This is a genomic window from Imperialibacter roseus, assembly GCF_032999765.1.
GTDB classification, from domain to species: domain Bacteria; phylum Bacteroidota; class Bacteroidia; order Cytophagales; family Cyclobacteriaceae; genus Imperialibacter; species Imperialibacter roseus.
Map to the genome: position 1 here is coordinate 6,545,187 of NZ_CP136051.1, position 25,613 is coordinate 6,570,799.

General features: G+C 45.8%; 25 protein-coding genes. 18 read left to right on the plus strand and 7 right to left on the minus strand.

Features of this window, described 5'->3' with window-relative positions; translation table 11 throughout:
• Window positions 1-85: 85 nt before the first annotated feature.
• Window positions 86-826, plus strand: a complete 741-nt coding sequence (locus tag RT717_RS27605; protein ID WP_317489537.1) for a TerC family protein — start codon at window positions 86-88, stop codon at window positions 824-826.
• Window positions 827-831: 5 nt separating this feature from the next.
• Here RT717_RS27605 and RT717_RS27610 read toward each other — a convergent pair whose 3' ends face one another.
• Window positions 832-1,257, minus strand: coding sequence for a DM13 domain-containing protein (locus RT717_RS27610; RefSeq protein WP_317489538.1), 426 nt, complete (start codon window positions 1,255-1,257; stop codon window positions 832-834).
• Window positions 1,258-1,333: 76 nt separating this feature from the next.
• Window positions 1,334-2,371: a zinc dependent phospholipase C family protein gene (locus RT717_RS27615; RefSeq protein WP_317489539.1), complete on the minus strand. Its 1,038-nt coding sequence runs from the start codon at window positions 2,369-2,371 to the stop codon at window positions 1,334-1,336.
• 116 nt (window positions 2,372-2,487) lie between these two features.
• Here RT717_RS27615 and rpsT point away from each other — a divergent pair, with 116 nt between their 5' ends.
• The 6 genes from rpsT to rny all read left to right on the plus strand — a co-directional run bounded on the left by rpsT (window position 2,488) and on the right by rny (window position 8,931).
• Window positions 2,488-2,742, plus strand: a complete 255-nt coding sequence (gene rpsT / locus RT717_RS27620) for a 30S ribosomal protein S20 (RefSeq protein ID WP_317489540.1) — start codon at window positions 2,488-2,490, stop codon at window positions 2,740-2,742.
• Window positions 2,743-2,854: 112 nt separating this feature from the next.
• Complete coding sequence (gene radC / locus RT717_RS27625; protein ID WP_317489541.1) at window positions 2,855-3,562, plus strand: RadC family protein; 708 nt, start codon at window positions 2,855-2,857, stop codon at window positions 3,560-3,562.
• Between the two features lie 5 nt (window positions 3,563-3,567).
• Complete coding sequence (locus RT717_RS27630) at window positions 3,568-4,170, plus strand: DUF1684 domain-containing protein (RefSeq protein ID WP_317489542.1); 603 nt, start codon at window positions 3,568-3,570, stop codon at window positions 4,168-4,170.
• An 85-nt stretch (window positions 4,171-4,255) separates the two neighbouring features.
• Window positions 4,256-6,673 carry a phenylalanine--tRNA ligase subunit beta gene (gene pheT / locus RT717_RS27635; RefSeq protein ID WP_317489543.1) on the plus strand — a complete coding sequence of 806 codons (2,418 nt, stop codon included), beginning with the start codon at window positions 4,256-4,258 and terminating at the stop codon, window positions 6,671-6,673.
• Between the two features lie 318 nt (window positions 6,674-6,991).
• Window positions 6,992-7,279, plus strand: coding sequence for a cell division protein ZapA (locus RT717_RS27640; protein WP_151996366.1), 288 nt, complete (start codon window positions 6,992-6,994; stop codon window positions 7,277-7,279).
• 86 nt (window positions 7,280-7,365) lie between these two features.
• On the plus strand, window positions 7,366-8,931 hold the full coding sequence (gene rny, locus RT717_RS27645; RefSeq protein ID WP_317489544.1) for a ribonuclease Y: 1,566 nt from the start codon (window positions 7,366-7,368) through the stop codon (window positions 8,929-8,931).
• Window positions 8,932-9,006: 75 nt separating this feature from the next.
• Here rny and recA read toward each other — a convergent pair whose 3' ends face one another.
• Together recA and RT717_RS27655 are read right to left on the minus strand one after the other, a co-directional pair.
• Entirely contained in the window at window positions 9,007-10,038 is a 1,032-nt protein-coding gene (recA, locus tag RT717_RS27650; protein WP_151996368.1) for a recombinase RecA, read from the minus strand.
• Window positions 10,039-10,144: 106 nt separating this feature from the next.
• Window positions 10,145-10,561: a hypothetical protein gene (locus tag RT717_RS27655; protein ID WP_317489545.1), complete on the minus strand. Its 417-nt coding sequence runs from the start codon at window positions 10,559-10,561 to the stop codon at window positions 10,145-10,147.
• Between the two features lie 127 nt (window positions 10,562-10,688).
• Here RT717_RS27655 and RT717_RS27660 point away from each other — a divergent pair, with 127 nt between their 5' ends.
• The 6 genes from RT717_RS27660 (at window position 10,689) to RT717_RS27685 (ending at window position 16,424) form a co-directional block, all read left to right on the plus strand.
• Window positions 10,689-11,717 carry an aminopeptidase gene (locus RT717_RS27660; protein WP_317489546.1) on the plus strand — a complete coding sequence of 343 codons (1,029 nt, stop codon included), beginning with the start codon at window positions 10,689-10,691 and terminating at the stop codon, window positions 11,715-11,717.
• Window positions 11,714-12,550, plus strand: coding sequence for a DUF3108 domain-containing protein (locus RT717_RS27665; RefSeq protein WP_317489547.1), 837 nt, complete (start codon window positions 11,714-11,716; stop codon window positions 12,548-12,550). Before RT717_RS27660 ends, RT717_RS27665 begins: the two co-directional genes overlap by 4 nt.
• Window positions 12,551-12,700: 150 nt before the next feature.
• Window positions 12,701-13,390, plus strand: a complete 690-nt coding sequence (locus tag RT717_RS27670) for a response regulator transcription factor (RefSeq protein WP_317489548.1) — start codon at window positions 12,701-12,703, stop codon at window positions 13,388-13,390.
• Window positions 13,391-13,396: 6 nt separating this feature from the next.
• The gene (locus RT717_RS27675; protein WP_317489549.1) at window positions 13,397-14,479 is read left to right on the plus strand and encodes a sensor histidine kinase; all 1,083 of its coding nucleotides are present in this window, start codon (window positions 13,397-13,399) and stop codon (window positions 14,477-14,479) included.
• A 176-nt stretch (window positions 14,480-14,655) separates the two neighbouring features.
• On the plus strand, window positions 14,656-15,351 hold the full coding sequence (locus tag RT717_RS27680) for a TIGR04283 family arsenosugar biosynthesis glycosyltransferase (protein ID WP_317489550.1): 696 nt from the start codon (window positions 14,656-14,658) through the stop codon (window positions 15,349-15,351).
• A gap of 5 nt (window positions 15,352-15,356) precedes the next feature.
• Window positions 15,357-16,424 (plus strand): VOC family protein, encoded by a 1,068-nt coding sequence (locus RT717_RS27685; RefSeq protein WP_317489551.1) that lies wholly within the window; start codon window positions 15,357-15,359, stop codon window positions 16,422-16,424.
• Here RT717_RS27685 and RT717_RS27690 read toward each other — a convergent pair.
• The 3 genes from RT717_RS27690 to RT717_RS27700 all read right to left on the minus strand — a co-directional run bounded on the left by RT717_RS27690 (window position 16,421) and on the right by RT717_RS27700 (window position 22,006).
• Window positions 16,421-17,473: a glycoside hydrolase family 113 gene (locus tag RT717_RS27690; protein WP_317489552.1), complete on the minus strand. Its 1,053-nt coding sequence runs from the start codon at window positions 17,471-17,473 to the stop codon at window positions 16,421-16,423. The genes RT717_RS27685 and RT717_RS27690 overlap by 4 nt on opposite strands.
• Before the next feature lie 60 nt (window positions 17,474-17,533).
• Entirely contained in the window at window positions 17,534-20,299 is a 2,766-nt protein-coding gene (locus RT717_RS27695) for a phosphoenolpyruvate carboxylase (RefSeq protein ID WP_317489553.1), read from the minus strand.
• 246 nt (window positions 20,300-20,545) lie between these two features.
• On the minus strand, window positions 20,546-22,006 hold the full coding sequence (locus RT717_RS27700) for a M14 family metallopeptidase (protein WP_317489554.1): 1,461 nt from the start codon (window positions 22,004-22,006) through the stop codon (window positions 20,546-20,548).
• A 116-nt stretch (window positions 22,007-22,122) separates the two neighbouring features.
• Here RT717_RS27700 and RT717_RS27705 point away from each other — a divergent pair, with 116 nt between their 5' ends.
• From RT717_RS27705 to tsf, 5 genes are all read left to right on the plus strand, one after another.
• Window positions 22,123-22,833, plus strand: coding sequence for an RluA family pseudouridine synthase (locus tag RT717_RS27705; RefSeq protein ID WP_151996378.1), 711 nt, complete (start codon window positions 22,123-22,125; stop codon window positions 22,831-22,833).
• A gap of 154 nt (window positions 22,834-22,987) precedes the next feature.
• A complete protein-coding gene (rplM, locus tag RT717_RS27710) occupies window positions 22,988-23,437 on the plus strand; it encodes a 50S ribosomal protein L13 (protein ID WP_317489555.1) in 450 nt (149 codons plus the stop codon).
• A 10-nt stretch (window positions 23,438-23,447) separates the two neighbouring features.
• The gene (gene rpsI / locus RT717_RS27715) at window positions 23,448-23,834 is read left to right on the plus strand and encodes a 30S ribosomal protein S9 (protein ID WP_151996380.1); all 387 of its coding nucleotides are present in this window, start codon (window positions 23,448-23,450) and stop codon (window positions 23,832-23,834) included.
• 30 nt (window positions 23,835-23,864) lie between these two features.
• A complete protein-coding gene (gene rpsB / locus RT717_RS27720; RefSeq protein ID WP_151996381.1) occupies window positions 23,865-24,641 on the plus strand; it encodes a 30S ribosomal protein S2 in 777 nt (258 codons plus the stop codon).
• A 113-nt stretch (window positions 24,642-24,754) separates the two neighbouring features.
• Window positions 24,755-25,585 carry a translation elongation factor Ts gene (tsf, locus tag RT717_RS27725; protein ID WP_317489556.1) on the plus strand — a complete coding sequence of 277 codons (831 nt, stop codon included), beginning with the start codon at window positions 24,755-24,757 and terminating at the stop codon, window positions 25,583-25,585.
• Window positions 25,586-25,613 lie beyond the last annotated feature (28 nt).

A 25,613-nucleotide genomic window follows, 5' to 3' on the forward strand; every position in this document is an offset into this window, starting at 1 on the left:
AACATTGACTTATTTAGTTGGAAAATATCACAGCTTCATTAAGCTGCTTATTACTTTTGTAGCAGATTGAAACCAGTTATTTCTTATGAGCTTTGATATTTTCCTTCAACCATCTTCGTGGATTGCCTTACTTACCCTCACTTTTCTTGAGATTGTTCTTGGGATAGATAATATCCTCTTTATTTCCATTGTCTCAAAAGGACTGCCCGACCTCCAGCAAAAGAGAGCCAGAACTGTTGGGCTTAGCCTTGCGCTGGTGATGCGTATCGGCCTGTTATTTGGCATCAACTATATCACACGGCTTACCAACCCACTTTTCTCCATCTTCGGTACCGATCTTAGCGGGAGAGACCTTGTGCTGATGGCTGGCGGCATGTTTCTGGTATTTAAGTCGGTGATGGAGGTGCACCAGAAAATGGAGGGAGACGACTCAGAAAAGGCGTCCAAGTCGGCAACCTTGCTCAATGTCATTGTTCAAATTGTGTTGCTCGACATGATTTTTTCTTTCGATTCGATCCTGACAGCCGTTGGACTTACCGAGCACTTGTTGCTGATGATCATAGCCGTTGTTATTTCTATGGGAGTAATGATGGTCTTCGCAGGGTCTATCAGTAACTTTATTCACAACCACCCCACGCTGGAAGTCCTTGCGCTGTCCTTCCTCATCCTGATTGGGTTCATGTTGTTTATTGAAGGCTGGCATCACCACGTACCGAAGGGCTACATCTACTTTGCGGTGTTCTTCGCCCTCGTTGTGGAGGTCATTAATATGAGGATGCGTAAGGCCAGAAACCCTGTTAAACTAAAGAGGAGGATGGAAGAGTAGAGGTTCTACTTCAGCTCCGCATTTCCAAAGTTCACACTGAAGTCTTCGCACCAAACAATGGCGTAGCTAAAGTCGTCCAACATTATGTCACTGGAGATTTCATAGGACTGCTTGCCGTTGGTTGATTTAAGTTTCCCAAGACTTACAAACTTTGACGCTTTTGTGTCAGAGCTTAAGTAAACGTACAAGTCTGGCCCGTTCTCAGTAGTAAATGGATCAAGCACCAGGGTTTTCGTGCCGCCGGTTTGGTATATAGTGGCCTTGCCAGTCACTTTGTGAGCAACATTCGTGAATTCACCTGCCTTCAAAACAGTTGTTGTAGGCGTTGGCACAAAATCATCTTCAACTGGGTCTGTTGGTGTCTCGCCCTCCTTTTCACAAGAAAAAAAGAGGCTTAGGCTGAGGAGAAGTATAAAATGGGTGCTTTTCATGTTAGCCAATTAACTCAGAAAGGTCAAACAATGTTGTCGGGGGAATGACATGTTACCTCAAAGTTCAGAAGAACGATCACGGTAACTCCCCTCCCTCGTGGTCTCTTGTGCTAACTTTCTTCACTCTCCAGGCTTCTTGTTCAGCCTCAAGTTCCTTCTTTTGTCTCTCAGTTAGTTGAGTTTTGACCAACTCATACATATCAGGCTGGCCAGCATCTACCCAGCAGGTAAACCAAAAGTCGCCTACCATCTTTATCGAGGCTCTCATTCTGTTTTCCACTTGCGCCCCAAGCATTTGGTGAAAAGCCGCTGCGTATTCACGTGAGTAAGTTTGGGTCATGCTGCCTCCTCTTTCTTCAAAAGTGTATTTTTTGTCTTCGGCAAACTGAGCATTTAGTTGCTTCTCGAACCCCAGCACCGAATCGAGCGCCAGGTGGGCATTGGTGACCGCCTTCCATGCCTCCATCTGGGGATTTTTTATGTATTCGGCCTTGCCAACAAAGAAATCGTAATCCTCAAAGAAGAGTTCTGGTAGCCTCGATTCCCAGAAGCCATGGATGCCATATTGATTGGTGAGCTGGCCGTTATAGTTCTCCGTAGTGTGCAGAGGCACGTTGGCGTCGCCTATATAATGGCCTATGTCTGTAGCATAGCGAAGAATGCGATCAATGTCTTTTTCCCGGAAAGCCTTTGTAAGGAAGTTTTTCATGGTGGCAATATGCCAGGGAACGATACCGTATGCCTGGAGTGTATCTTCGGTATACTTTTCTACGGCCTCGTTCCAATACCTTGGCATCTTGTAAACGGCGCTGTCTCCATAGATGTCGATGTCTATATAGTGTCTGGCCGCTTCTTCAGGAATCGCATACCTGCGCCTGTCAGGGTTAACAGCATTTTCCTCCACATATTGAATATGGTATTTAAAGAAAACCCCTAATTCCGGAGGTAATGTGTAAACGGCCAGGTGGTTTATTTTTTGGTGAGCAAAAAATCCCCATCGGCTGCTGCCCGGGTTCGAAAATGATATATTTGCGATTAGCGTCCCTAAAACGGCTAATAGCGAAGTAGCTTTAAATGAAGCTGGGAATGTTGTCACTTTACTTTTGGGGCGCATAGGCTATCAGTTGCTTCGCTGGAGATTATATTCCAGGAGGGTTTTGTAAATTCAAACAATACTTTTATCTTTGCGCTCTCTAAAAATGAACTGTTTACCGCAAGTACTAAAATAGTATGGCTAATCATAAATCGTCGTTAAAAAGAATTCGTTCTACAGAAGCCAAAAGGTTGAGAAATCGTTATCAGCACAAAACGACTCGTACCTTTATCAAAAAGCTTGTAGGATCAACTGATAAAGCAGAAGCCACTGAGCTTTACAAAAAAGTTGCAGGCATGATTGACAAGCTTGCTAAGAGAAACATTATTCATAAAAATAATGCTTCTAACAAAAAATCAAAATTGGCTAAGCTGGTTAATGCGCTAGACTAAACACCAATTTACCCGAAGATTTAAGGAGCCTCTTCAATTTGAAGGGGCTTTTTGTTTTTATTGCTGGTTGATTTGTTGTTTTTGGTTACCTTAAGAAGCAAATCAATCAAGTATGTCGGAAGGTGACTACATGCAACGGCTGTCGATAAAAAGCTGGTCAGAAGATGATCGGCCCAGGGAAAAACTCATGTCGAAAGGCAAGTCGGTTTTGTCTGATGCCGAACTGCTTGCCATTCTTATCAACTCGGGCACTAAAAGACACTCTGCTGTCGACCTTGCCAAAATGATCCTCCAAAAGGCAAACAACGATCTGAATGCGTTGGGGAAATTTAGCATGGCAGACTTCACTACCTTTGAGGGCATTGGGGAGGCCAGGGCCATTACCATCATGAGCGCTCTTGAATTGGGTCGGCGGAGGAAGGAGCAAGCCACAGAAGCAAAACCCGTCATAATTACCAGTAAAGAGGCCTACAATTTCATGCGGCCCTATTTACTTGACCTGGCCCATGAGGAATTTTGGATTATTTTTCTTGGCCGTGGGGGCAAGGTAATTTCTGTGCAACAAGTGAGTTTGGGAGGCATTAGTGGCACTGTTGCTGATCCCCGTGTTATTTATAAAAAGGCATTGGAACTGCCAGGCTGTACTGGGATTATTTTGACTCATAATCACCCTTCAGGAAACCCCAGGCCGAGCCAGGAGGATATCAGGCTCACCAAGTCGATGAAAGCTGCCGGAGAGTTGCTTCAGATACTTGTACTCGACCATTTGATTTTTTGTGATGAAGGATATTATAGTTTTGCAGACGAAGCAACATTATAGGTAAGATGAAAGGTTCGAAATTGATTATCAGTATTCTTGCAGTGGCGGTTGGTGTCGTTATTTTTTTAGCGAACTCCGGTGAAGAGTCACCTGAAGAGTACATAGCTTCCATTGAAAAGGAGCGCAAGGAGAAGAACGAATTTATGCGGAGTTCATCTGACTCGCCATTCAGAGGAAAAGAATTTACCGAGTTAAAATATTTTCCTGCTGATCCATCCTACAAAGTTATGGCTAATGTCAATCAACTGGAGGCGAAAGAGCTGGTAACCTTGGGCACCAGCGATGGAAAAACACAGCAGTATCAAAAATTTGCCTTCGTTGAATTTGAGATCCAAGGTCAGAGGAAGAAGTTGACTTTGTTGAGGCAGGCCGGGCCAGGCATGCAAAATGTCACTTTCCTGGCGTTTGCTGACGCCACCAGTGGGGAATCAACGTATGGCGGAGGCCGCTACCTCGACGTGTCAGTAAAAAATGCCAGGCAAATTGTGCTGGATTTCAATTTGGCCTACAACCCCTACTGTGAGTACAACAGCAGTTATTCATGCCCCCTTCCTTTGAAAGAGAATGTTTTGGACATCGCTATCGAGGCAGGCGAAAAAAACTACTAGCTCGCCTACTACTTGACGCTATTTGGTTAATTTTACCCCTTCGTTTTTTTGAAACGAATTAAATAAGGAAGAAGAGAAGCAAGGAATGAAGATTTCATATAATTGGCTGAAGGAATATATTGATCTGACAGAGAAGCCCGAGGAGGTGTCAAAAGTACTTACCGGGCTAGGGTTGGAAGTGGAAGGACTCGAATTTCACGAGGAGATTCCCGGAAGCATGGAGGGCCTGGTGCTGGGCGAAGTGGTGGCATGCGAACCCCACCCGAATGCAGATAAGCTGAAGCTGACAAAAGTTGATGTTGGTGGGCCCGAACTGTTGGGTATTGTTTGCGGTGCTCCCAATGTGGCAAAAGGGCAGCGTGTAGTGGTGGCTACCAATGGCACCACGATACACCCTAAGGCAGGTGAGCCTTTCCAAATCAAGAGAGCAAAAATAAGAGGCGAAGAGTCGAACGGGATGATCTGCGCTGAGGACGAAATAGGCCTGAGCAGCGACCATGGTGGCGTAATTGTGCTGGATACGCAGTTACCCAATGGCACGCCAGCGGCAGATTATTTTAAGCCAACCACAGACTATGTATTCGAAATTGGCCTAACACCCAACAGGGCCGATGCCACCTCGCACTACGGCACAGCCAGAGACCTGGCAGCCTTTTACGGAAGGCCTTTGAAGTTCCCTCCTATTGATACTTTTAAAACAGATGACAAGTCTCTTAAAATAGACGTTTCTGTTGAAAACGCTGAGGCGTGTCCAAGGTATGCAGGCGTTACATTGACGGGCCTGAAAGTTGGGCCTTCGCCGTCATGGCTCAAAGCTCGCCTGGAGGCGATAGGACTCACTCCCATCAACAACATCGTTGACGTAACCAATTATATCTGCCACGGCGTGGGTCAGCCGCTACATGCTTTCGACGCTGCGAAAATCAAGGGAGGAAAGGTGGTTGTCAAGACGCTTCCCGAAGGCACTAAGTTTACCACATTGGATGAGAAAGAGAGGAAGCTTTCGGCCAATGACCTGATGATTTGCGATGCCGAAGAAGGTATGTGTATAGCAGGCGTTTTCGGCGGCACACACTCGGGCGTATCCGACACCACGACAAGTATCTTTCTCGAGTCTGCCTACTTCTCTCCTGACTACGTGAGACGCACTGCCATCTTGCATGGTCTGAAAACTGATGCTTCTTTCAGATTTGAACGAGGCATTGACCCAAATGGGGCCGTAAATGCTTTGAAACATGCTGCACTCCTTATAAAAGAAGTGGCTGGAGGAAGTATTAGCTCTGAGGTAGTTGATATCTACCCGCAGCCCATTGCCGACTTCAGGTTCAAAGTTCGCTTTGCCAGGGTCAATATGCTGATGGGGAAAGATATCGGCAGAGAGGCTATTCTGAAAATTTTGAAAAATCTGCACATTGGTGTTGAGGATTTAACGGCTCATGATTTCACCGCTGTTGTGCCTCCCTACAGGGTGGATGTGCAGCGTGAAATAGACATAGTAGAGGAGGTTTTGAGGGTGTATGGCATCGATAATATTGAGTTATCGGCGACTATTGGTGCCAAAACTTTGTCGGAATTCCCGACGGTGGACGACAATAAGCTTCAGCTTAAAATTTCGGAGTTCCTGGCGGCAAGATCCTTCTACGAAATCATCACCAACTCTCTGACCAATGCTGAATATGGTGCCAAATCAGGATTGTACGAGGAAGAGCAGAATGTCGTTATCCTTAACAAGTTGAGTGAAGAGCTTGGCGTGATGCGTCAGTCAATGCTTTTCAGTGGACTGGAAGTGGTGGCTTACAACAACAACCACCGCCAACCGAACCTGAAGTTTTTTGAGTTTGGCAAGACGTATCATAAGAAGGACAGTGGAAAGTACCGGGAGCAAAACAGGCTGGCATTGTTTGTTACAGGCGCCTCTCATGAGGAATCCTGGAGACAGCCAACCAAAGCGATAGAATTCTACGATTTGTCCGCTGCTTTGCAGCAAATTTTGAATAAATTGAACATCTCAGGATACGAGACTCAACCTACCTCAGACAAGACATTTGAGTCGGGCCTTGATTTTTCGTTGAATGGAAAAATGTTTGCAAGCATTGGGCAGGTAAACAAAAAGGTGCTGAAGCTGGCGGAGGTGCGACAGCCGGTCTTTTATGCTGACATCGACTGGAAGCAACTGCTGAAGTGGTACAAAGGCACAATCGACTATGCTGAAGTGCCGAAGTTTCCAGAAGTGCGCCGTGACTTGTCGTTAGTGCTGGACAAGTCAGTGAGTTTCTCGCAGGTTGAGAAAGTGGCCAGGCAAGCGGAACGTAGACTGATCAAGGGGCTGAATGTTTTCAGCGTTTATGAAGGAGACAAGCTGGAAGCTGGTAAGAAGTCGTATGCCATCAGTTTCACTCTTCAGGATGAGAAGGAGACCCTGAAGGACAAGCAAATTGACAAAACAATGAATGCGTTGATAGCTGCTTTTGCAAGTCAGCTTGGGGCTATAATAAGGAAGTGATTACTATGAACTCAAACCAACTCAACTCGGAATTAAACTCATTGGAAAGAAAGATTTCCCTTCTTTTAAATGAATATAAAAACCTGAAAAAGGAGTTAGATCATACCAAAACGGAGAATGAAGAGCTCCGTAGTGTTTTGAGTTCGAAGGAACATCAGATAAGCGACTTCCAAAATAAATTTAAAATTAGTAAGATTGCTGATAGTTTGGCATTGAGCGGAGACGACTCGACAGAACTCAAACAAGTATTAAATGAATATATTAAGGAGATAGATAGGTGCATTGCTCATTTGAGTCAATAACCTGTAAGGATAAGTGATGGGGGAACAGCTTTCGATACGGATAAAAATAGGCAACAGAGAATACCCAATGAAGGTATCGGCTCATGAAGAGGGCATGGTACGTCAGGCAGGCAAGCAATTGAATGAAAGGATGAAGTCGTACAAGGAACAATTTGGCATCGACGATCCACAAGACTTGCTGGCAATGGTGTCCTTCGACTTGCTTATTGAAAAACTGAAAGTCGACGAGACTGTTGTAGACAATGATCAGGTAACACTAGAAAAAATTACTCACCTAAATCATCTGATCACCCAGGCCTTATAAACCTGCATATCATTTTTTACCCTGTGCTTCTGTAGCAATTTCTGCTGGTGCTAACTAGTAATAGTATACACCTTATATTAAATGTTATGGACACAACCGTATATATCATCCTATTTGCCTTTGTTGGGATTGTGGCGGGCTTTCTCGCAGGGAGAATGGCCCTTAAGAAATCCTATGCATCTAAGGAGTCGGACATTGAAGAAAAGAGTAAGCTGCTGGTAAAAGAAGCTGAAATTGAGGCTGAGAACATCAAGAAGAATAAGATTCTTGAAGCCAAAGAAAGATTCCTGAAGCTTAGAGAAGAATTCGAGGAGGAGTCGAATAGGAAAAAGGCCATCATCATCTCCAACGAAAACAAGATCAAGCAAAGAGAGCAGGCGCTATCGAAGCAGTTTGAGCAGAACAAGAGAACCGAGGCTGAGCTAGACTCTGCCAAGGAGAACCTGAATGCTCAAATGGAGATATTGAAAAAGAGGAAGGAAGAGCTGGACAAAATCAGGCAGCAGCAAGTAGAGATCCTCGAAAAAATTTCAAGCCTCACAGCCGACGAAGCAAGAGAGCAGCTGGTGGAAACGCTGAAAGACGAAGCTCGTTCCAAGGCATCGTCTCACATCAAAGAGATTATTGAAGAATCGAAGCTGACTGCTACCAAGGAAGCGAAGAAGATCGTTCTCCAGACAATCCAGCGAACTGCTACAGAGCATGCCATAGAAAACTGTGTTTCCATTTTCAACATTGAAAGTGACGACATCAAAGGCAAGATCATTGGGCGTGAAGGTAGAAACATCCGGGCATTGGAAGCGGCTACAGGAGTGGAGATCATAGTTGACGACACACCAGAAGCCATCATCATCTCAGGTTTTGATCCGGTACGCCGTGAGGTAGCCAGATTGTCTTTGCACCGCCTGGTGCAGGATGGCAGGATTCACCCGGCCCGTATTGAAGAGATCGTGGCCAAAACTGCCAAGAACATCGATGATGAAATAGTCGAAATTGGTGAGAAGACTGTGATTGAGTTGGGTATTCACGGGGTGCACCCTGAATTGATCAAAATGGTTGGCCGGATGAGGTTCCGTTCGTCTTACGGGCAAAACCTGCTTCAGCATTCCAGAGAGGTAGCGAAGCTTTGCGCCACGCTGGCTGCTGAGCTTGGGCTGAATGCCAAGATGGCCAAAAGAGCCGGGCTTCTACATGATATTGGCAAGGTGTGGCCCGAAGAGCCAGAGCAGCCACATGCGATCCTGGGCATGGAGCTGGCCAAGAAATACAAGGAGCATCCTGATGTTTGCAACGCCATTGGCGCTCACCACGATGAAGTGGAAATGACAGCGATGATTTCACCTATCATTCAGGCATGTGACGCTATTTCAGGCTCACGGCCAGGCGCCCGCCGTGAGGTGATGGAGTCGTACATCCGCCGATTGAAGGAGCTGGAAGCTTTAGCGCTGGAGTTTGATGGCGTCAATAAATGCTACGCTATTCAGGCTGGCCGTGAGCTCAGGGTGATTGTAGACGCTGATTCCGTGTCTGACCAAAGAGCTGGCGACATGTCGTTTGAGATTAGCCAGAAGATCGAGAGAGATATGCAGTACCCGGGGCAGATAAAGGTGACTGTTATTCGTGAGATGAGATCGATCGCTTACGCAAAGTAGACCGGGAGTCTGTAAAAAGTAAGCCTTTAGTTTTAAGCCCGTTGAGGGTCGAAAAACTAAAGGCTTTTTGTTTGTTTATTCTTTTTCTGCCACTGCAGGAGCCGGTGCAGCAACGCCCGCAATTTTTTCTTTGATTTTCTTTTCTATTTCTTCCATCAGTTCAGGGTTGTCAAGCAGCAATTCCTTTACTGAATCCCTTCCCTGACCCAGCTTGGTTTCCTGATACGAGAACCAAGAGCCTGACTTTTTCACAATGTCCAGGTCAACCCCAATGTCGATAATCTCGCCTACTTTGGAGATGCCTTTACCATACATGATATCGAACTCCACGATTTTGAATGGAGGTGCCACTTTGTTCTTTACCACTTTCACCCGGGTGCGGTTACCAGTCACGTTGTCAGCGCCCTCTTTGATTTGACCCACACGGCGAATGTCAAGCCTAACCGAAGCATAAAACTTCAGCGCATTACCACCAGTGGTCGTTTCAGGATTTCCGAACATCACGCCTATTTTCTCTCTCAACTGGTTAATGAATATGCAGGAACAGCCAGTCTTATTAATAGTACCAGTCAGCTTTCTCAAAGCCTGCGACATCAACCTGGCTTGCAAACCCATTTTGCTATCACCCATTTCTCCCTCAAGTTCTCCTTTTGGCACAAGGGCAGCTACGGAGTCAATCACGATGATGTCAATAGCGCCTGAACGGATCAGGTGTTCTGTAATTTCAAGCGCCTGCTCTCCATTGTCGGGTTGAGAAATGAGCAGGTTCTCGGTGTCAATGCCGAGCTTTTCTGCATAGGATTTGTCAAAGGCATGTTCCGCATCAATGAAAGCAGCAAGACCTCCCTTTTTTTGAGCCTCCGCAATGCAGTGCATTGAAAGGGTGGTTTTACCTGATGATTCCGGTCCGTAAATTTCAATTACCCGGCCTCTTGGAATTCCACCAACACCAAGAGCGATATCAAGCCCCAAAGAGCCTGTAGAAATGGCTGGCACGTCAACTACCCGCTCATCACTCAGCTTCATGATGGTGCCTTTGCCGTAAGTTTTTTCAAGTTTGTCGATGGTCAGCGCCAGCGCCTTCAGTTTTTCAGTTTTATCGCTCATGATATGTGATTAAAATATTGAGTATTGGGGCTGTGAATTTACTAGGATTCGCCTCAAATACCAACGCTATCACGGGCAGATTTACCCTGTCACACAACAATAGCCTTCAGCTATTCTCTTCCGCCTTTTGACTGACTTCCATCTCAGCGGCTGTGGGTGTTTCCCAGAAAGTGAGGAAGATATAGATACAAAATGCAGTGCCCAGCGGAAAATTGAAGAAGTAGAAAACCGCAGGTGCCATCGACGCTTTTTGTGCCCATTTTTGGTTGGCCAGTATGCCGGCAGCCAGGATAAACTCGATAATGGCCAGCCCAACATAGAAAAACGGGAAGGCATACATAAGGGCAGCGGGATGTCTGAAAGTAAGCCCACCTATATGGATGTCACTAAATATTTCCCAGCTGTCGAAAAAATAGACAGCATTGTACATAAAAGCTGAGAACACAAGGTGCAGAAGTGATACGACAATCAGAATTTTTCCGATGATCTTATTGTGCCTTTGAAATTGTTCAGGAGACTTCATATAGACAAGGTAATGATTAGTACTATGTTTTACAAGGTATTATACGCTCGGCGCTCTAAATGGTTCGGCGATTTGCTTCCTGTACAATATTTTTCGTCGTTAGGTGTTGAAGAGCTAAATTGGAATCGTGAAGAAAAAGATTGTTTTAACGATTGTTCTGCTTTTGGTAGCAGTATTGATCTACTATAGAGATTTGGTTAGTTATGGGTGGATGCAGGGCAAAGGTCAGTTAGAGATCTTGTGGGAAGCGCAACCAATTGGGGAATTTCTTGAGTCACCCGACTTCCCGGACTCTTTAAAGGCCAAGCTAAGGCTCATTCAGGAGATAAGGTCTTTTGCGGTTGACTCTCTGGGTATTTCCCCTTCTGACAACTATACGACGATGTACAATCAGAAGGGCGAAAATTTACTCTGGAACGTAACCGCCGCAGAGCCGTTTGCACTGGTGCCATATCGCTGGAAGTTTCCGTTTCTGGGGTCGTTTCCCTACAAGGGATACTTTGACCTGGAAAAGGCGAAGCTTGAAAGGGCGAGGCTGGACTCGGCTGGCTACGACACGCATATCGGCATGGTAAGCGGTTGGTCTACCCTGGGCTGGTTTAAGGATCCGATTTTGAGTAAAATGCTGGAGAGATCAGAAGGTGATCTGGCTGAATTGATCATTCATGAGCTTACACACGGCACGCTTTACGTGAAAGACAGCGTTGAGTTTAATGAGAACCTGGCCAGCTTTGTGGGAAGAATGGGTGCCATTCAGTTCTTAAAGAACCGGTTCGGACAAAACTCAGCTGAACTCACGTCGTATGTAAACTCGGAGGTCGATTATGAAAAGATCTACCGTCACTATTTGAATGGGGCACGAAAATTGGATAGCTTATATACAACTATGGACGAATCAATGTCTGTTGCCCTGAAAAGTGAGCAAAAAAAGGACATGATTTATGACATAATGAAAAACCTGGACACCCTGCGCTTCAAAGAAAGAAAGCCTTTTCAGTGGAAGACTGAAAACAGGTTGCCCAATAATACCTTCTTTATGTCATACCTGAGGTACCGTGGCAAAATGACCAGCTTCGAAAACGAATTAGAGGAGAGGTTTGGGGGTGACCTTAGGGCATATGTGACTTATTTAAAAGGAGTATATCCTTCGTTATGAAAAATATACTGACAAAAATAGGTGGGTTAATAGCACTCGCAGGAATTTTTTCAGCGTTCGGTCAGTACGCTGGTGATCGTGCATTTAGAACCCTTAGTAACCGAAGTTTCAAAAAGGGTGAGCTTTTGGAATACAGACTGCACATTGGCATGCTGACTGCCGGTGAAGCTACCATGAGCATTCTGCCGGATATTGAAAGGCGGAACGGGAGACCCTGCTACCGCATCGACGTCTACGGAAAAACTACAGGCCTGGCCGATTTTCTGTATAGCGTAAAGGACAACTGGGGCACTTATTATGACACCGCCTCTCTGGTGCCGCACCAGTTTTACAGGAATATCCAGGAAGGAAAGTATAGGAAGTATGAAATAGTTGATTTTGATCACCAGGGGGAAAAGGCCAAAGTGACCACGCTGGACAAGCATACCTTTAAGCCGAAGGAAACTAAAATGTACGACATACCGTCCAATATCCAGGACCTGGTAAGTGGTTACTACTACATCCGGACGCTTGACTTTTCAAAAACTCAACCCAACGATACGCTCCAGGTAAAAGCTTTTTTCGACAAAGAACTTTTCGATATGAAAATCAGGTTTGTAAGGCGTGAAGTGCTGAAGACCAAACTCGGCAAGATCAACTCATTGGTTTTTGCACCTGTTATGCCAGAAAACAGTATTTTTGAAGGGGAAGATGCTATCTTGCTATGGATGTCTGACGATGCGAATAAGATTCCGCTCAAAGTGAGAGCTAAGATGTTTTTAGTGGGTTCGGTAGACATTGATATCACCGACGCAAAGAATATTAAGTCTAGGCTGGCGGTCGTTCAGGAGTAGTATTAACAAATTGTTACCGCTTTTACATTCAGTTCTTTATTGTCTACTTTTAAGCCGTCTTTAGTATTCGTAGCTGGTTTTTATCGGTTGAGTAACAAAAAATACAGCACTAAGACCTGGTTTTTAAATTATCGTAATCCCCGGTGAACAATGGGAAATAAGCAATCACAAAAGGTACTGGTAGTAGACGATGAAGCTGACATATTAGAGCTGCTAAAGTACAACCTTGCCAAAGAAGGTTATGACGTCAAGACGTCGCTCGATGGTAGAAAGGCTGTTGAAATTGCCAAAACCTACCATCCCGACCTCATTCTGCTGGACATAATGATGCCTCATCAGGACGGTGTGGAAACATGCAGGCAGCTAAGAGAGATACCAGAGCTCAATAACTCTTTCGTTATTTTTCTAACAGCACGGTCTGAAGAATACTCGGAAGTAGCGGCTTTTGATATCGGAGCCGACGATTATATAACAAAGCCGATTAAGCCGAGGGCTTTAATGAGCAGGATAAACGCCTTGTTCAGACGAGACTCTAAAAAGAAGAAGGACATCAACCAGGTGTCGGCAGGGGATTTAAGTATTGACCGGACAAGCTACACTGCCACTATTGGGGAGGACAAGATCAACCTTCCCAAAAAGGAATTTGAGTTGCTATACTTTCTTGCCCAAAACCCTGGAAAGGTGTTCAGCCGGGATGATCTGTTGCAGAACATATGGGGCACCGACGTATATGTGTTGGCACGCACAGTCGATGTGCATATCAGAAAAGTCAGAGAGAAAATAGGGGAAGGATATATATCTACCGTGAAAGGCGTTGGATATAAGTTTGAGGCTAACTAAGCTTTTATGTTGCTTAACTCCCGGGCCCTTGCGCTGCTGCTATCTGTTTCCATATCCGTTATTACTACTGCTTTTTTGTACCTGCTGCCTCAGGTAACCGTCACAGCTCTCTTTGTCGCATTTGGGCTTTCGTTTTCGTCTTCTTATCTGTTGATCAGCGTCGTGCTGGAATTTCTTTTTTTTAAGGAAATCAATGGCATTAATGAGGCTTTTGAAAACATAAGGAAAAAAGATTTCACTGAAGTAGATGATCCCTCTTCAAATCCCCTCAGCCCGCTCAAGAGAATCAATGAAGAGATTTATTCCTACGCAAAAATCAAGCAGCGGGAGATCGATGAGTTGAAGAAGATGGAGGCTTTCAGAAGGGAGTTTCTTGCCGATGTTTCCCACGAGCTGAAGACACCCATTTTTGCTGCTCAGGGATTTGTGCATACACTTTTGGATGGGGCGGTTGAAGACAAGTCTGTTAGGATCAAGTTCCTGAAAAAAGCCGCCAAGAGCCTTGATGGTCTGGATATTCTGGTGCACGACCTGTTAACCATTTCTCAAATGGAGACCGGTGAAATAAAAATGCATTTTGAAGATTTTGATGTTCGGGAGCTCACAGAGGAAATTATTGAACAGTTCGAAGAGAAAGCCGAGAAGAAGAAAATCAAGCTTAGCTATACGAAGGCAGGGAAGGCCCCGATTTATGTTCATGCCGATTTTCAGAGAATTTATCAGGTGCTGACTAACCTCATTTCTAATGGCATCAAGTATACCAAGGATGAAGGTATGGTGGAGATCGATTTCGAAGAGGGAAAGCATGATGTAACTATATTCGTCAAAGATACCGGGCGTGGAATACCTCCTGAAGACTTGAAACGGGTGTTCGAACGGTTTTATAGAGTGGAAAAGAGCCGGTCGAAAGAAAAAGGGGGGACTGGTTTGGGGCTTGCCATCGTCAAGCACATTATCGAAGCCCATGGCAGTAAAGTCAGCGTTACCAGCACGGTGGGCAAAGGCTCAACTTTCTTTTTTAAACTTCGCAAGAGCGACATGGAGGAAATAGAAGTTCTTCGGGATGACTCACCGGATGAGGATGAGTAGTAGCTGTGCCGCTACAGAAAAATAGTCAGTTAATTTTTGGGTGTTGCTTTTGAAGCCGCTATACTGGCACAAGTCTGAGGACACCTGCTGGATGGAGCTTGTAAGCGCTGGTGAGAACAAACGGAAGCCCGGCAGGTTTCAAATGGAGAAACTGACACGAACGACCCAACGCATCAATGACAATCAGCGTAATCATTCCAACCTACAATGAAGAGCAGAATATCGTTCGCCTGATTGAAAGCCTGAAAAGGCACGGCGATGACGAAAGCAGGGAAATAATTGTTGTGGATGGAGGTAGCAGTGACGACACAGCTCGATTAGCTGCGGCTGCCGGGGCGGTGGTGGTTAAAGCCGCTGTCAGGCAGCGATCGGTGCAAATGAACCTTGGTGCTGAAAAAGCCGGTGGCGATGTGTTCTACTTTGTGCATGCCGACGTTGTTGTTGAGCCCGACTATATGACCGATATTTTTCAATCGCTCTCACTGGGTTACGAAAGCGGCTGTTATCGCTACCGCTTCAATTCGAACAATTTGTCGCTTAGAATCAATGCTTTTTTTACAAGGTTCCCATTTCTTTGGTGTCGGGGTGGTGATCAAACGCTTTTTGTCACAAAAGAGCTTTTTCGGAATTTGGGAGGCTTTCAGGAACACTATCTTATCATGGAGGACTATGACATCATAGAACGGATAAAGAAGAAAAGCAGCTTCCGCATCATGCCCAGGGAGATAGTAGTGTCAGCAAGAAAATATGACACCAATAGCTACCTTCGGGTTCAATTTGCTAACTTTTTAGTTTTTAGCTTGTATTTTTGGGGCGCTTCTCAGCATAGGCTGACAAGCCTTTATAAAAAACTACTCAAGACTGATCAATAGGTTCTATGGAAAGTTACATTACTGGAGTTCAGCAGGCAGGCATAGGTGTGCCGGATATTGATAAATACTGGCCATGGTACAGCAAAATGTTCGGCTTGTCTGTCGCCATCTTCGACGACAGGGCTGAGGCAGCACTTATGACGCCCTACACCGGCGGAGAGGTGCACTCCAGGAGGGCTGTGCTGGCCTTGAACATGGCCGGCGGCGGTGGTGCGGAAATTTGGCAGTTTACAAGCAGAACACCCGGCAGCTGCTCTTTTAACCCTGTGTATGGTGACCTCGGTCTGTTCGCTCTAAAGATCAAAACCCGAAACATTAAATCATTTGTAGCACTTGCTCAAAGCGCCAAAGCGGAGGTGTCAGAGATTCTGACAGACGCTAAAGGGAGAGGGTATGCGTGGGTAAAGGATCCAATGGGCAACATATTTCAGGTTGTTGAGATTTCAGAAGGGTGGTTTGGCGAGAATGGCAACCTCACTGGCGGCATCTTCGGAGCCGTTATAGGAGTTTCGTCAGTGGACAAATCGCTGCCATTTTACCAAACGCTGCTTGGCAAGTCAGGAGTAGTGTTCGATGAAGAGGCCAAGGGAGACAAGTTCGTCGATGCTGGCTCACCGGCTGTCCGGCGACTGGTGTTGAGCAAAACTCCCGGACAAGTGGGGGCCTTTAGCCAGCTACTGGGAGGGATAGAGCTTGAGCTTGTTGAAAGGAAAGACAAAGCAGGAAAAAGAATTTTTGACGATACGAGATATTGGGGCGACTGTGGATTCATCCACCTTTGCTTCGATGTGCTGGATATGGAGCCTCTTCAGAAGGTGCTGAACAAAGCTGGCCACAAATTTACCATTGACAGCAAGGGCACTTTTGCCATGGGAGAAGCCGGAGGTCGGTTCGCCTATGTGGAAGATCCGGACGGAGCCCTGATAGAGTTGGTAGAAACTCACAAAATCCCTATCATGAAGAAATATGGTTGGTTTTTGGATCTCACGAAGCGAAAGGGAAACAAGCCGTTGGCCAAGTGGATGTTCAAGGTGTTGGCCATGGCGAGCCCCAAAGCAAAAGCAATGGACTAGTTGCCAGCTTGCGGAATATTTGCATCCCGGCCATACCACTTTTTGATAACAACTTCTGCAGGCTTGTTTTGTGGCGTATAGTCGTTGTTCTCCATTCCGCCAGCCTTAGGGTGGTCAGGATACCATTTCCAAAGAAACCCACCAGAAAACCATGGCTCGTCCCAGAAAGACTGGAAGAGCGCTTCATACGTATTGCTTTGGGCCTGCAGGTTTAGCGGCTGTTCTTTTTCGTTCAATTCCCAATGTTTAGCTGCTGCATAGTCAGCGCTGCGGTAGCCATATTCAGTGAACAGAACGGGGCGGTTAAATTTTTGAGAAAGCTTTTCTAGTGACTTTTTCGGCTCCGCCCAATTTTTCTTCAGCTGTTTTACTGAAGGTGTTTTTTCGTCGCTGATTGGGAAGTATGCATCAATGCCAATGTAGTCCACCTGTTCCCAGCAGCTTACCTCCATATAGTTGTCCCAGTTGGCAGCGTAGGTCAGTTTGCCTTTGAAGTTCGCCCGGCACGTGGTAGCAAGTTTCACCCAAAAATCAGGGCGGTGTATGATGGCCTGATTGAATTCAGTGCCAATACAAAAAATTTCGGCGTTCAATGAGTCGGCTACTTTCAGATATGTCATGATGTAGCTCAGATAGTTTTCTTCCCATGTCGCCCACTCTGCCTCTGTTTGAAGTACGAAATCGCCTGCCCAGCCGTCGCCTCTCACCCAAACATGCGGTTTCACCATTACTTTAAGGCCTTTGCTATGGGCAGCCACAATCTGTTGGCCCACGCCATTGGTTGTTTCGCCACCCCACTGACGGGAGTGATTGAAGTGCAGCTCAGGAGAGTGCCCGGGGGCAAAGGCAAAGGGAATAATAGCAACCCATTTGGCACCAACGCTGTCGAGGTGCTCAAGTTCTTCTTCAGTGCTTACTTCCCTGCCTGCCACCAGCGACACGCCGCTTATCTTTTGCCCCAAATGAACCGGGGCGTTTTGCATATAACAGCCAGACAATGTCATGGCGATAAATGCAGAGATAAACATGTTGAGTTTGAGACGATTCATGGCCTGAAAGCGAAATATTAAGAAATATGACACTTTTCAGGCGCAATTCAAATCAATTCATCAACCGGTGTTTCGCATAGCACTTGCTATTGCATTGATAGTAATGAGCAAATGAGTAAGTGTTACCTCAGTCTTGTCAGACCCTTCTTCTTTCTCTTTGCGCCACTTTTTAAGCAAGCTCACCTGGGTCTTGTGAAGGTTGTCCATCAGGGATGCCCTCAAAAGACTGGAGTAGTAGTGGTTTCTCCGCCTTTCCTTCATTGGCCTTCCCAGAAGACCTTCAAGCGCTTCACTTGTTTTCTTTAGCTCCGTAATAAAGATGTTGAGGAATTTGTCTCTCACTTTGTCATCAGTTACCAGCGACGCATACTCCTTCATGATCAATTCGTCGGTGGAGGCAAGGCTGGTGTCGATGTTGGTGAAAACATAACGAATGAGAGGATCAAACTTGATAGCCTTCTTGAACTCCGCATAAATTTCGGGCTGATTGTCTCTCAAATTTTGCAGAGTAGAACCAACACCAAACCAGCTGGTCATATTATACCTCGACTGGCTCCAGCTAAATACCCACGGAATGGCTCTCAGATCCTCCAATGACTTGGCGCCGGACCTTCTCGCAGGCCTTGAACCAATTTTACTGGATTCGATAGCATCGATGGGGGTAGCTTCTCTGAAAAACTGTATGAAGCCTTCTTCGTGCATTAGCTTCTCATAGTAGCCTTTGCTTTCGTTGGCGAGCTTCTCAAGAATTTCCGCCATAGGGTGATACTTTCTTTCGGTCACGCCGTCCAAAATAGTTCGGGCGGCAGTGCTGGCAACCAACAGTTCCAGGTTGTATTCGGCGTTTACCTTGTTGGCATACTTTTGCGCAATGGTTTCACCCTGTTCGGTCAGCCGGATGGCTCCCTGAAGAGAAGAATGCGGAAGGGCATTAACGAAGTAGTGCGTCGGGCCTGCGCCACGGCTGATTGAGCCGCCTTTGCCGTGGAAGAACACAATTTTCACGCCCAGATCACGTCCAATTTGGCTCAACCGAGACTGTGCTTTGTATAGGTTCCACTGGCTGGCCATGATGCCGCCATCTTTGTTACTGTCGCTGTATCCTACCATCACCTGCTGGAAGAGCGAGCTGGCCTGGTTCTTAGTTTTTATGTATTCAATGCTTCTTTTGGTGAAAGGATGCTCTAAAAAGCCTTTTAAAATCTGACCACCGTTTTCAAGGTCTTCGATCGTTTCAAGCAATGGAACCACCGGCAAAATGCAAACGAGCCCTTCTTCCGATTGGGTTGTTAGCCCGGCTTCTCTCGCTAGCAGATAAACGGCGAGCAAATCGGAGACACTCCTGGTCATGCTGACAATGAGTGAGCCGATGCCTTCTGTGCCGTACTTTGAAATATGCTGTTCTACTACCTTGAGGCAGTCTACCACCGCCTGGGCGTTTTCACCCAGTGGAACATTTTTGTTGGCAAAGGGCCGGTTGGAGGCTAACTCTTTGTTCAGAAACGCCAGTCTCTCTTCTTCATTCCACTGCAGGTAGTCAGCCCCTTTCAGGCCAGCGGCGTCCATCAGCTGAGAAATAGCCTTGTCGTGAAATGCACTGTTTTGGCGTATGTCGAGGCGGGCCAGGTGAAGGCCAAATGTTTCTACGATCCTAATGGCTCCTATTACCTCATCAAAGGCAATGGATTTGGCACCATAGTCTATGAGGGCATCTTTTAAAATGGTAAGATCGTCAATGAGCTCTTTTGAGCCAGCATAGGCGCCCTTGAATTCTTGTAGTTCAGTGGCGTGACCCCTTTTTGTGTCAATGGGCAGTCGGGCCATCAGAATATTGACGAACTGGCGAAATGCTTCACCTTTATTGCGCTGCAAAGCTTCAATTCCTTTTTCACCCAATTCATGCATCAGGTGGTAGGCCCTCTCTCTTAGGGGCGGGTATACTTTATCAATATCGCATGCCAGACTGAGGTGCTTTACGAGCATCAGTAACCGGCGGCGCACCACCACGATGGCGTTGAGCCTAAGGGTTTGCAGGGTTTCGGCGGTCACCTGGGCAGTTACCAGTGGGTGACCATCTCTGTCTCCGCCAACCCAGTCACCGAAGCTGATCTTCGGAAAGGCGGAATTGTTGAGGAGAAGAGACCTGTCAAACCCTGCGTCATCCCAGGCTTGTATCATGCGGCGGTCAAGCACCGGTATCACGTCAGGGAACACATTTACCAGGTAGTGCAGGATGTTTCTTAACTCAGAGGCTACGTCCGGCTTCTCCACATAAATCTCCCCGGTTTTCCAAAGGCGGTACAGTACCAGCTTTATATTATGTCTGATATTGTCCTTCTCCTTTTTGGTGTACATCTGGTTTTCCCGCTGCACAATGAGAAGGTAAAGCTCCCTGTGGTGCTCGAGTACAGATGCACGCTTGGCTTCCGTTGGGTGTGCCGTGAGCACCGGCTCAATTGAAATCTCGGCCAGTTTGCTGGCAATGTCTTTTGGGCTGACCCCAGCCTCCTTGAGCGATTGTAAATTTTTGGCCCACAAACCACTGATACTTGGCAGCGACTGGTCTTCCAAATGCCTGCGGCTTTGCACAGCGGCATTTACTTCAACCATGTTCACTATTTGAAACACCAGTGAGTAAAGCTGAATCTCCTTTTCGCTAAGCTGGTCGGTATTGCTAAAGTTTATTTTGTTGATCCAGGGAATTTTGGAAGCAATGGCTTCTTCACCGTTTTCGGATAATGAATCCTTAAGGGCTTCCAGCAAAAAGGTCAGGTCTTCGTAAGGCTTGCCAAGTTCAATCCTTACCTGTTCCAGCACGTCTCTCATAAAGTATAATTTTTATGCCGGCATAGCCTTTTATTTGGCTTGAGCCGACCAAGTGTAAATTAGGGCTTCCAAAAATAGTGATTCTTAATGGAAAGGCTATGTGAGTAGAGAGGAGATTAGTGCTGGTTACGTAGTTTTATGAAATTCTTAATTTTTTTACGAAAAAATTGAAATAGTTCAATGTAGTGATTGAGGGTGCCTAGCCTAGCATCAATTACGCAAGGGCCCAAAAGAGCATATTTTGTTTTACCTGACCACCACTCCGTTCTTTACCCCCTTGTTGTTAGCAGTCGGATTGTAAACCATTCCATTTACCACCGTGAACATCACCTTTCCGTCTTTTGTGACGATGAATGTGGCTGGATCGCCAAATGAGATGCTTTCATCAGGCGTTTGGTAAGCGCCGATAACATTGACAGGCAAGTCAACATATCTCCCGACTGGCTTCCTCACCTTCACATAAGTGTACCCTTCCTGCAGCCAGTTGTCAATGTTGTCAACTGGAATGGCATCCATGGTATCGAAAACATCCGGGTAAACTTTCCCTGGCACGATCGTCATTCCGGTCGCATCAATTTCGTCGTAACCAAAATAGACCGACATATCGCCAACATCTTCAATATAGCCCGCCACGTCGTAGGTTCTAAGGTCTTCACGGGTGTTTTCCCTGAGGCGTATGGCTAAATCCATGGTATACCAACTGCTATCAAGCGCTAGCTGCCCATTTTTAACCAGCAGGTCTACGTAGTACCGTCCGTTTTCAGGTATTTTGAAATAGTCGTTGCTATCAAGCTTTTTATAACTCCCATCGGCTATGCTTTGCAGGGTGCCCAGCAGGGCGAGAAAATGTACTTTTCTGATCATTTGCTTTTCAGGGTCGTTAGGGTAAGCGCCACATTCGATAAGGATTGTGCTGGTGCCCCATTTCTGGATGTTGTCGCCAAAGGCCCTGGGCTCAAAAGTGTCGTCGTACCTGGCAGTGTGGCCGGGCATGTAGTTTTGAACCAGGTTGTTGAGTTTGACCACGACTTGCAGGGCGGCCTTTCTTGACGCATTAATGTCTTTTGCTTCGTTATAGGCGGGTGCCAAAAAAGATAGAGACGCTGGCTTTCCTGTGCTGCCAGCGCTGGTTGCCGAATTCTGGTCGTGTAGGTTGAAGCCGAAATCAGGATTCAGGCTGTCTCTGACATGCTTTAATAACCTTGCTTCCGGCGACTGTAGCCTTACGGCATCTCTGTTGATGTCAATACCCAGGGCATTTCTTCTTTGAAACTGCTCCGCCCCATCAGGATTGAGCATGGGAATGAAGTACAAAGTGACGCCTTTTAATAAGACCTCCTTTTCTTTGGCAAATGTGCTTTTGTCAGAAAGGAAGTTGAAAAGGTCGAGCAGCACCCTCGTAGCGGTTGTTTCATCACCGTGCATTTGCGACCAAAGCAAAACTTTTACAGAACCCGTACCGGCTTTCACCAAATAGATGCTCCGGCCCTCTATGCTCTCACCTGCTTTGGTGACAGCGAAGCCTTGTTTCGTTTTGAGGTTCAAAAGCAGTGGCTCCACATCGCTGTGTTTGAACCGCCTTACTGAGATGCTTTTCTCGGCGAAGTTGTCGTAGGCCGCTTCCACTTTTGCCAGAATCTCATTTTGCTGGCAGAAAGCCTGCTGGCAGAGCAATGCGGTAAGAAACAGGAAGGTTGATCTTTTCATATTGGGTTCTTTTCAACAAGGAAGGATAAATATCAGCTATTGGCAACCTTAATTCAACCATTGGAGGGATTTTGCTCTTTGTGTGATAGCTTTGTGGCCGGAATTAGTTTTGGTTCATGAAGAAAGAGAAATTTGAAGACTGGATTTTGTTTGAAAATGAGAACTACCTGCTGGTAAACAAGCCTCCTTTTCTTTCTACCCTCATGGACAGGCAGAGCGAACGCAATGTACTCGATTTGGCAAGAGGCTACGTGACCGATGCTCAGGTAGCGCACCGGCTCGACAAAAACACATCGGGAGTAATCGCTATCGCTAAAAACCCCGAGGCTTATAGAAGCCTGGCCATCCAGTTTGAAAAAAGGAAGGTGTATAAAATATATCATGCGCTGACGGATGGCATCCACAAGTTTGAAGATCACAAAGTGGCTGTTCCGTTGCTTACCACAGGAAAAGGTGAGGTGAAGCCCAGTCGAAAAGGTAAGGCATCAGAGACCATATTGAATTCTATAAAAGCGTTTTCCAACCACACCTTGTTAAGCTGCAAGCCACTGACGGGTCGGATGCATCAGGTAAGAGTGCATTGTGCTTATGCCGGAGCGCCTATTGCCTGCGATGAGTTATACGGTGGCAAGTGGCTTTACTTGTCCAGCCTTAAACGCAAGTTTAATATTGGGAAGTTCGAAGAAGAGCAACCCTTGATCAAGCGTTATGCGTTGCACGCTCATGAATTGGTCTTCAAAGACCTCGATGGAAAAAAAGTGGGAGCTGTGGCACCATACCCAAAGGACTTTGAGGTGCTGATCAAGCAGTTGGAGAAGAATAGCTGACCCCTGAGAAGTTGATTTTGGCAAGCGGCCGGAGCTAACTTAAATATTTTCAGGGCATTATTGTAATTCAATTTTTATACTTCTATCTTTGTGTCCCTTTTTGAGGGCAAGGTATATTCTGTACACAATAAAGAAATTAAAGCTGTTTCGATAAATGGATACGATAAGCTACAAAACACAGTCTCTAAGCAAGGCGAAAATTGAGAAGAACTGGGTAGTGATTGACGCTGCTGATCAGATTCTTGGTCGTTTCTCAAGCCGGGTGGCTAATGTTCTTCGTGGAAAGACAAAGGCTAGCTACACTCCTAATATGGACTGTGGAGATAATGTGATCATTTTGAATGCTGAGAAGGTTCGCCTTACCGGTAAGAAAATGAACAACAAGACATACATCCGTCACACAGGTTATCCTGGTGGTCAGCGTTTTGCTTCACCTAGAATGGTGTTGGAAAAAGACCCAAGAAGACTTGTTGAGATGGCAGTAAGAGGAATGCTTCCAAAGAATAGCTTGGGCAGAGAGCAATTCCGCAATCTATATGTTTATGCAGGCACTGAGCACCCTCATGCTGCACAACAACCAAAAGAAATCAAGTTAACATATTAGTAATTAGTTAATGGACGTAATCAATACCATAGGCAGAAGAAAGACCTCCGTAGCGAGACTATATCTTCAGAGCGGAAAAGGTACTTTCAACGTAAACGAAAGAAGCCTTGAAGAATACTTCCCTTCAGAAATCCTTCGTCTGATTGTTCAGCAGCCTCTTGAGCTTACCAGCGAGTCGGGCAAGTATGACATCAAAATCAATGTTGACGGTGGTGGAATCAAAGGTCAGGCAGAAGCGATTCGTTTGGCAATTTCCAGGGCACTTTGCGAAATCAGCGAGGAGTTCCGCCCGGCATTGAAGAAGGAAGGCTTCCTTACCAGAGACCCTCGTATGGTTGAACGTAAGAAATACGGTCGTGCTAAGGCTCGTAGAAGATTCCAGTTCAGTAAGCGTTAATCAGTATTTCATATACTTTATATATAATTAATGGCTAATCTAGAATACAAGGACTTACTAGACGCTGGTGTTCATTTCGGACACTTAACGAGAAAGTGGGATCCCCAAATGGCTCCATATATTTTCATGGAGAAAAATGGAATCCATATTATCGATCTTAACAAAACGCTTGTGTGCCTCGAAGAAGCGTCTAAAGCACTCAAGCAAGTAGTACGTTCAGGCCGCAAGGTGATGTTCGTGGCTACAAAGAAGCAGGCCAAAGACCTGGTGGCTGATGAAGCAAGAAGGCTGAAGATGCCTTATGCTACTGAGCGCTGGTTGGGCGGTATGCTTACAAACTTTGCTACTATCCGCAAGTCATTGAAGAAAATGCAGGGTATTGACAAGTTGATGAAGGAAGAAAGCTTCACCGGCCTTGCCAAGAGAGAGCGTTTGATGGTGACTCGTGAAAAAGAAAAGCTGGAAAGAGTGCTTGGCGGTATCGCTGACCTTACTCGTCTTCCTGCAGCTCTTTTCATCGTGGATATCAAGCGTGAGCACATAGCAGTGAAAGAAGCTCAAAAGCTGAACATTCCTGTGTTTGCTATTGTGGATACTAACTCAAACCCTAACGAGGTTGATTTCCCTATCCCAGGCAACGATGATGCTTACAAGTCTGTGAAACTAATTTTATCTTACATCTCTGAAGTAATTGAGGAAGGTCTCAATGAGCGCAAGAGAGAAAAAGACGATGCAAAGTCTAAAGAAGACGAAGATGAGAAGCGTCGGGTAGATGAAGTAGAGGCAGTAGAAGAATCAAAAGATTAAATTATAAATAGTGTATCCGGAAACGGATAGATTTTAAAAATTGAACATCGGAGATCCTTCGGTGTTCAATTTTTGTTTAAAGCATTTCAAAAAACATTAAAGGATAAATAACAATGGCAATCACTGCACAAGACGTAAACAAGTTACGGCAAATGACTGGCGCCGGCATGATGGATTGTAAGAAAGCACTTACAGAATCGGACGGTGACTTCGAAAAAGCAATAGAGATTTTGCGGAAAAAGGGACAGAAGGTTTCTGCTTCCCGCTCTGATCGTGAAACTACAGAAGGATCCGTTTTTGTGCGCACTAACGACAGCAATACAAAGGCAGTTCTTATCTCGCTCACTTGCGAAACAGACTTTGTTGCTAAAAACGAAGAATTCGTTAAGCTTGGCAACACGATCATCGACCTGGCATTTGCTAAGTCTCCAGCTTCGGTAGAAGATTTGAAGGCACTTAAGGCTGGCGATCTTACAGTTGACGAGAAGATCATAGAGCTTGTTGGTAAGATTGGTGAGAAGCTTGAAATTTCTGCTTACGAAGTGATGGAAGCCGAAACGGTAGTTTCTTATATCCACGCTGGCAGCAAACTTGGCGTTTTGGTAGCTCTGAAAGGTGGAAACAGCGCTGACGTGATTGACGCTGGTCGTGACGTGGGTATGCAGATTGCAGCCATGAACCCAATTGCAGTGGATCAAAACAGTGTTGACAAAGCTGTTATTGAAAAAGAAATTGAGATTGGAAAAGACATTGCTCGTCAGGAGGGCAAGCCAGAGGAGATGGTAGAGAAAATCGCTCTTGGCAAGCTGAACAAATTCTTCAAAGAAAGCACATTGCTTAGCCAGGCGTTCGTGAAAGACAACTCAAAAACGATTGCTCAATACCTTGATAGTGTTCAAAAGGGATTGACTGTCACTTCTTTCAAGAGAATTTCAATCGGTTAAGGTTTATATTATCATTAATAGATAGGAA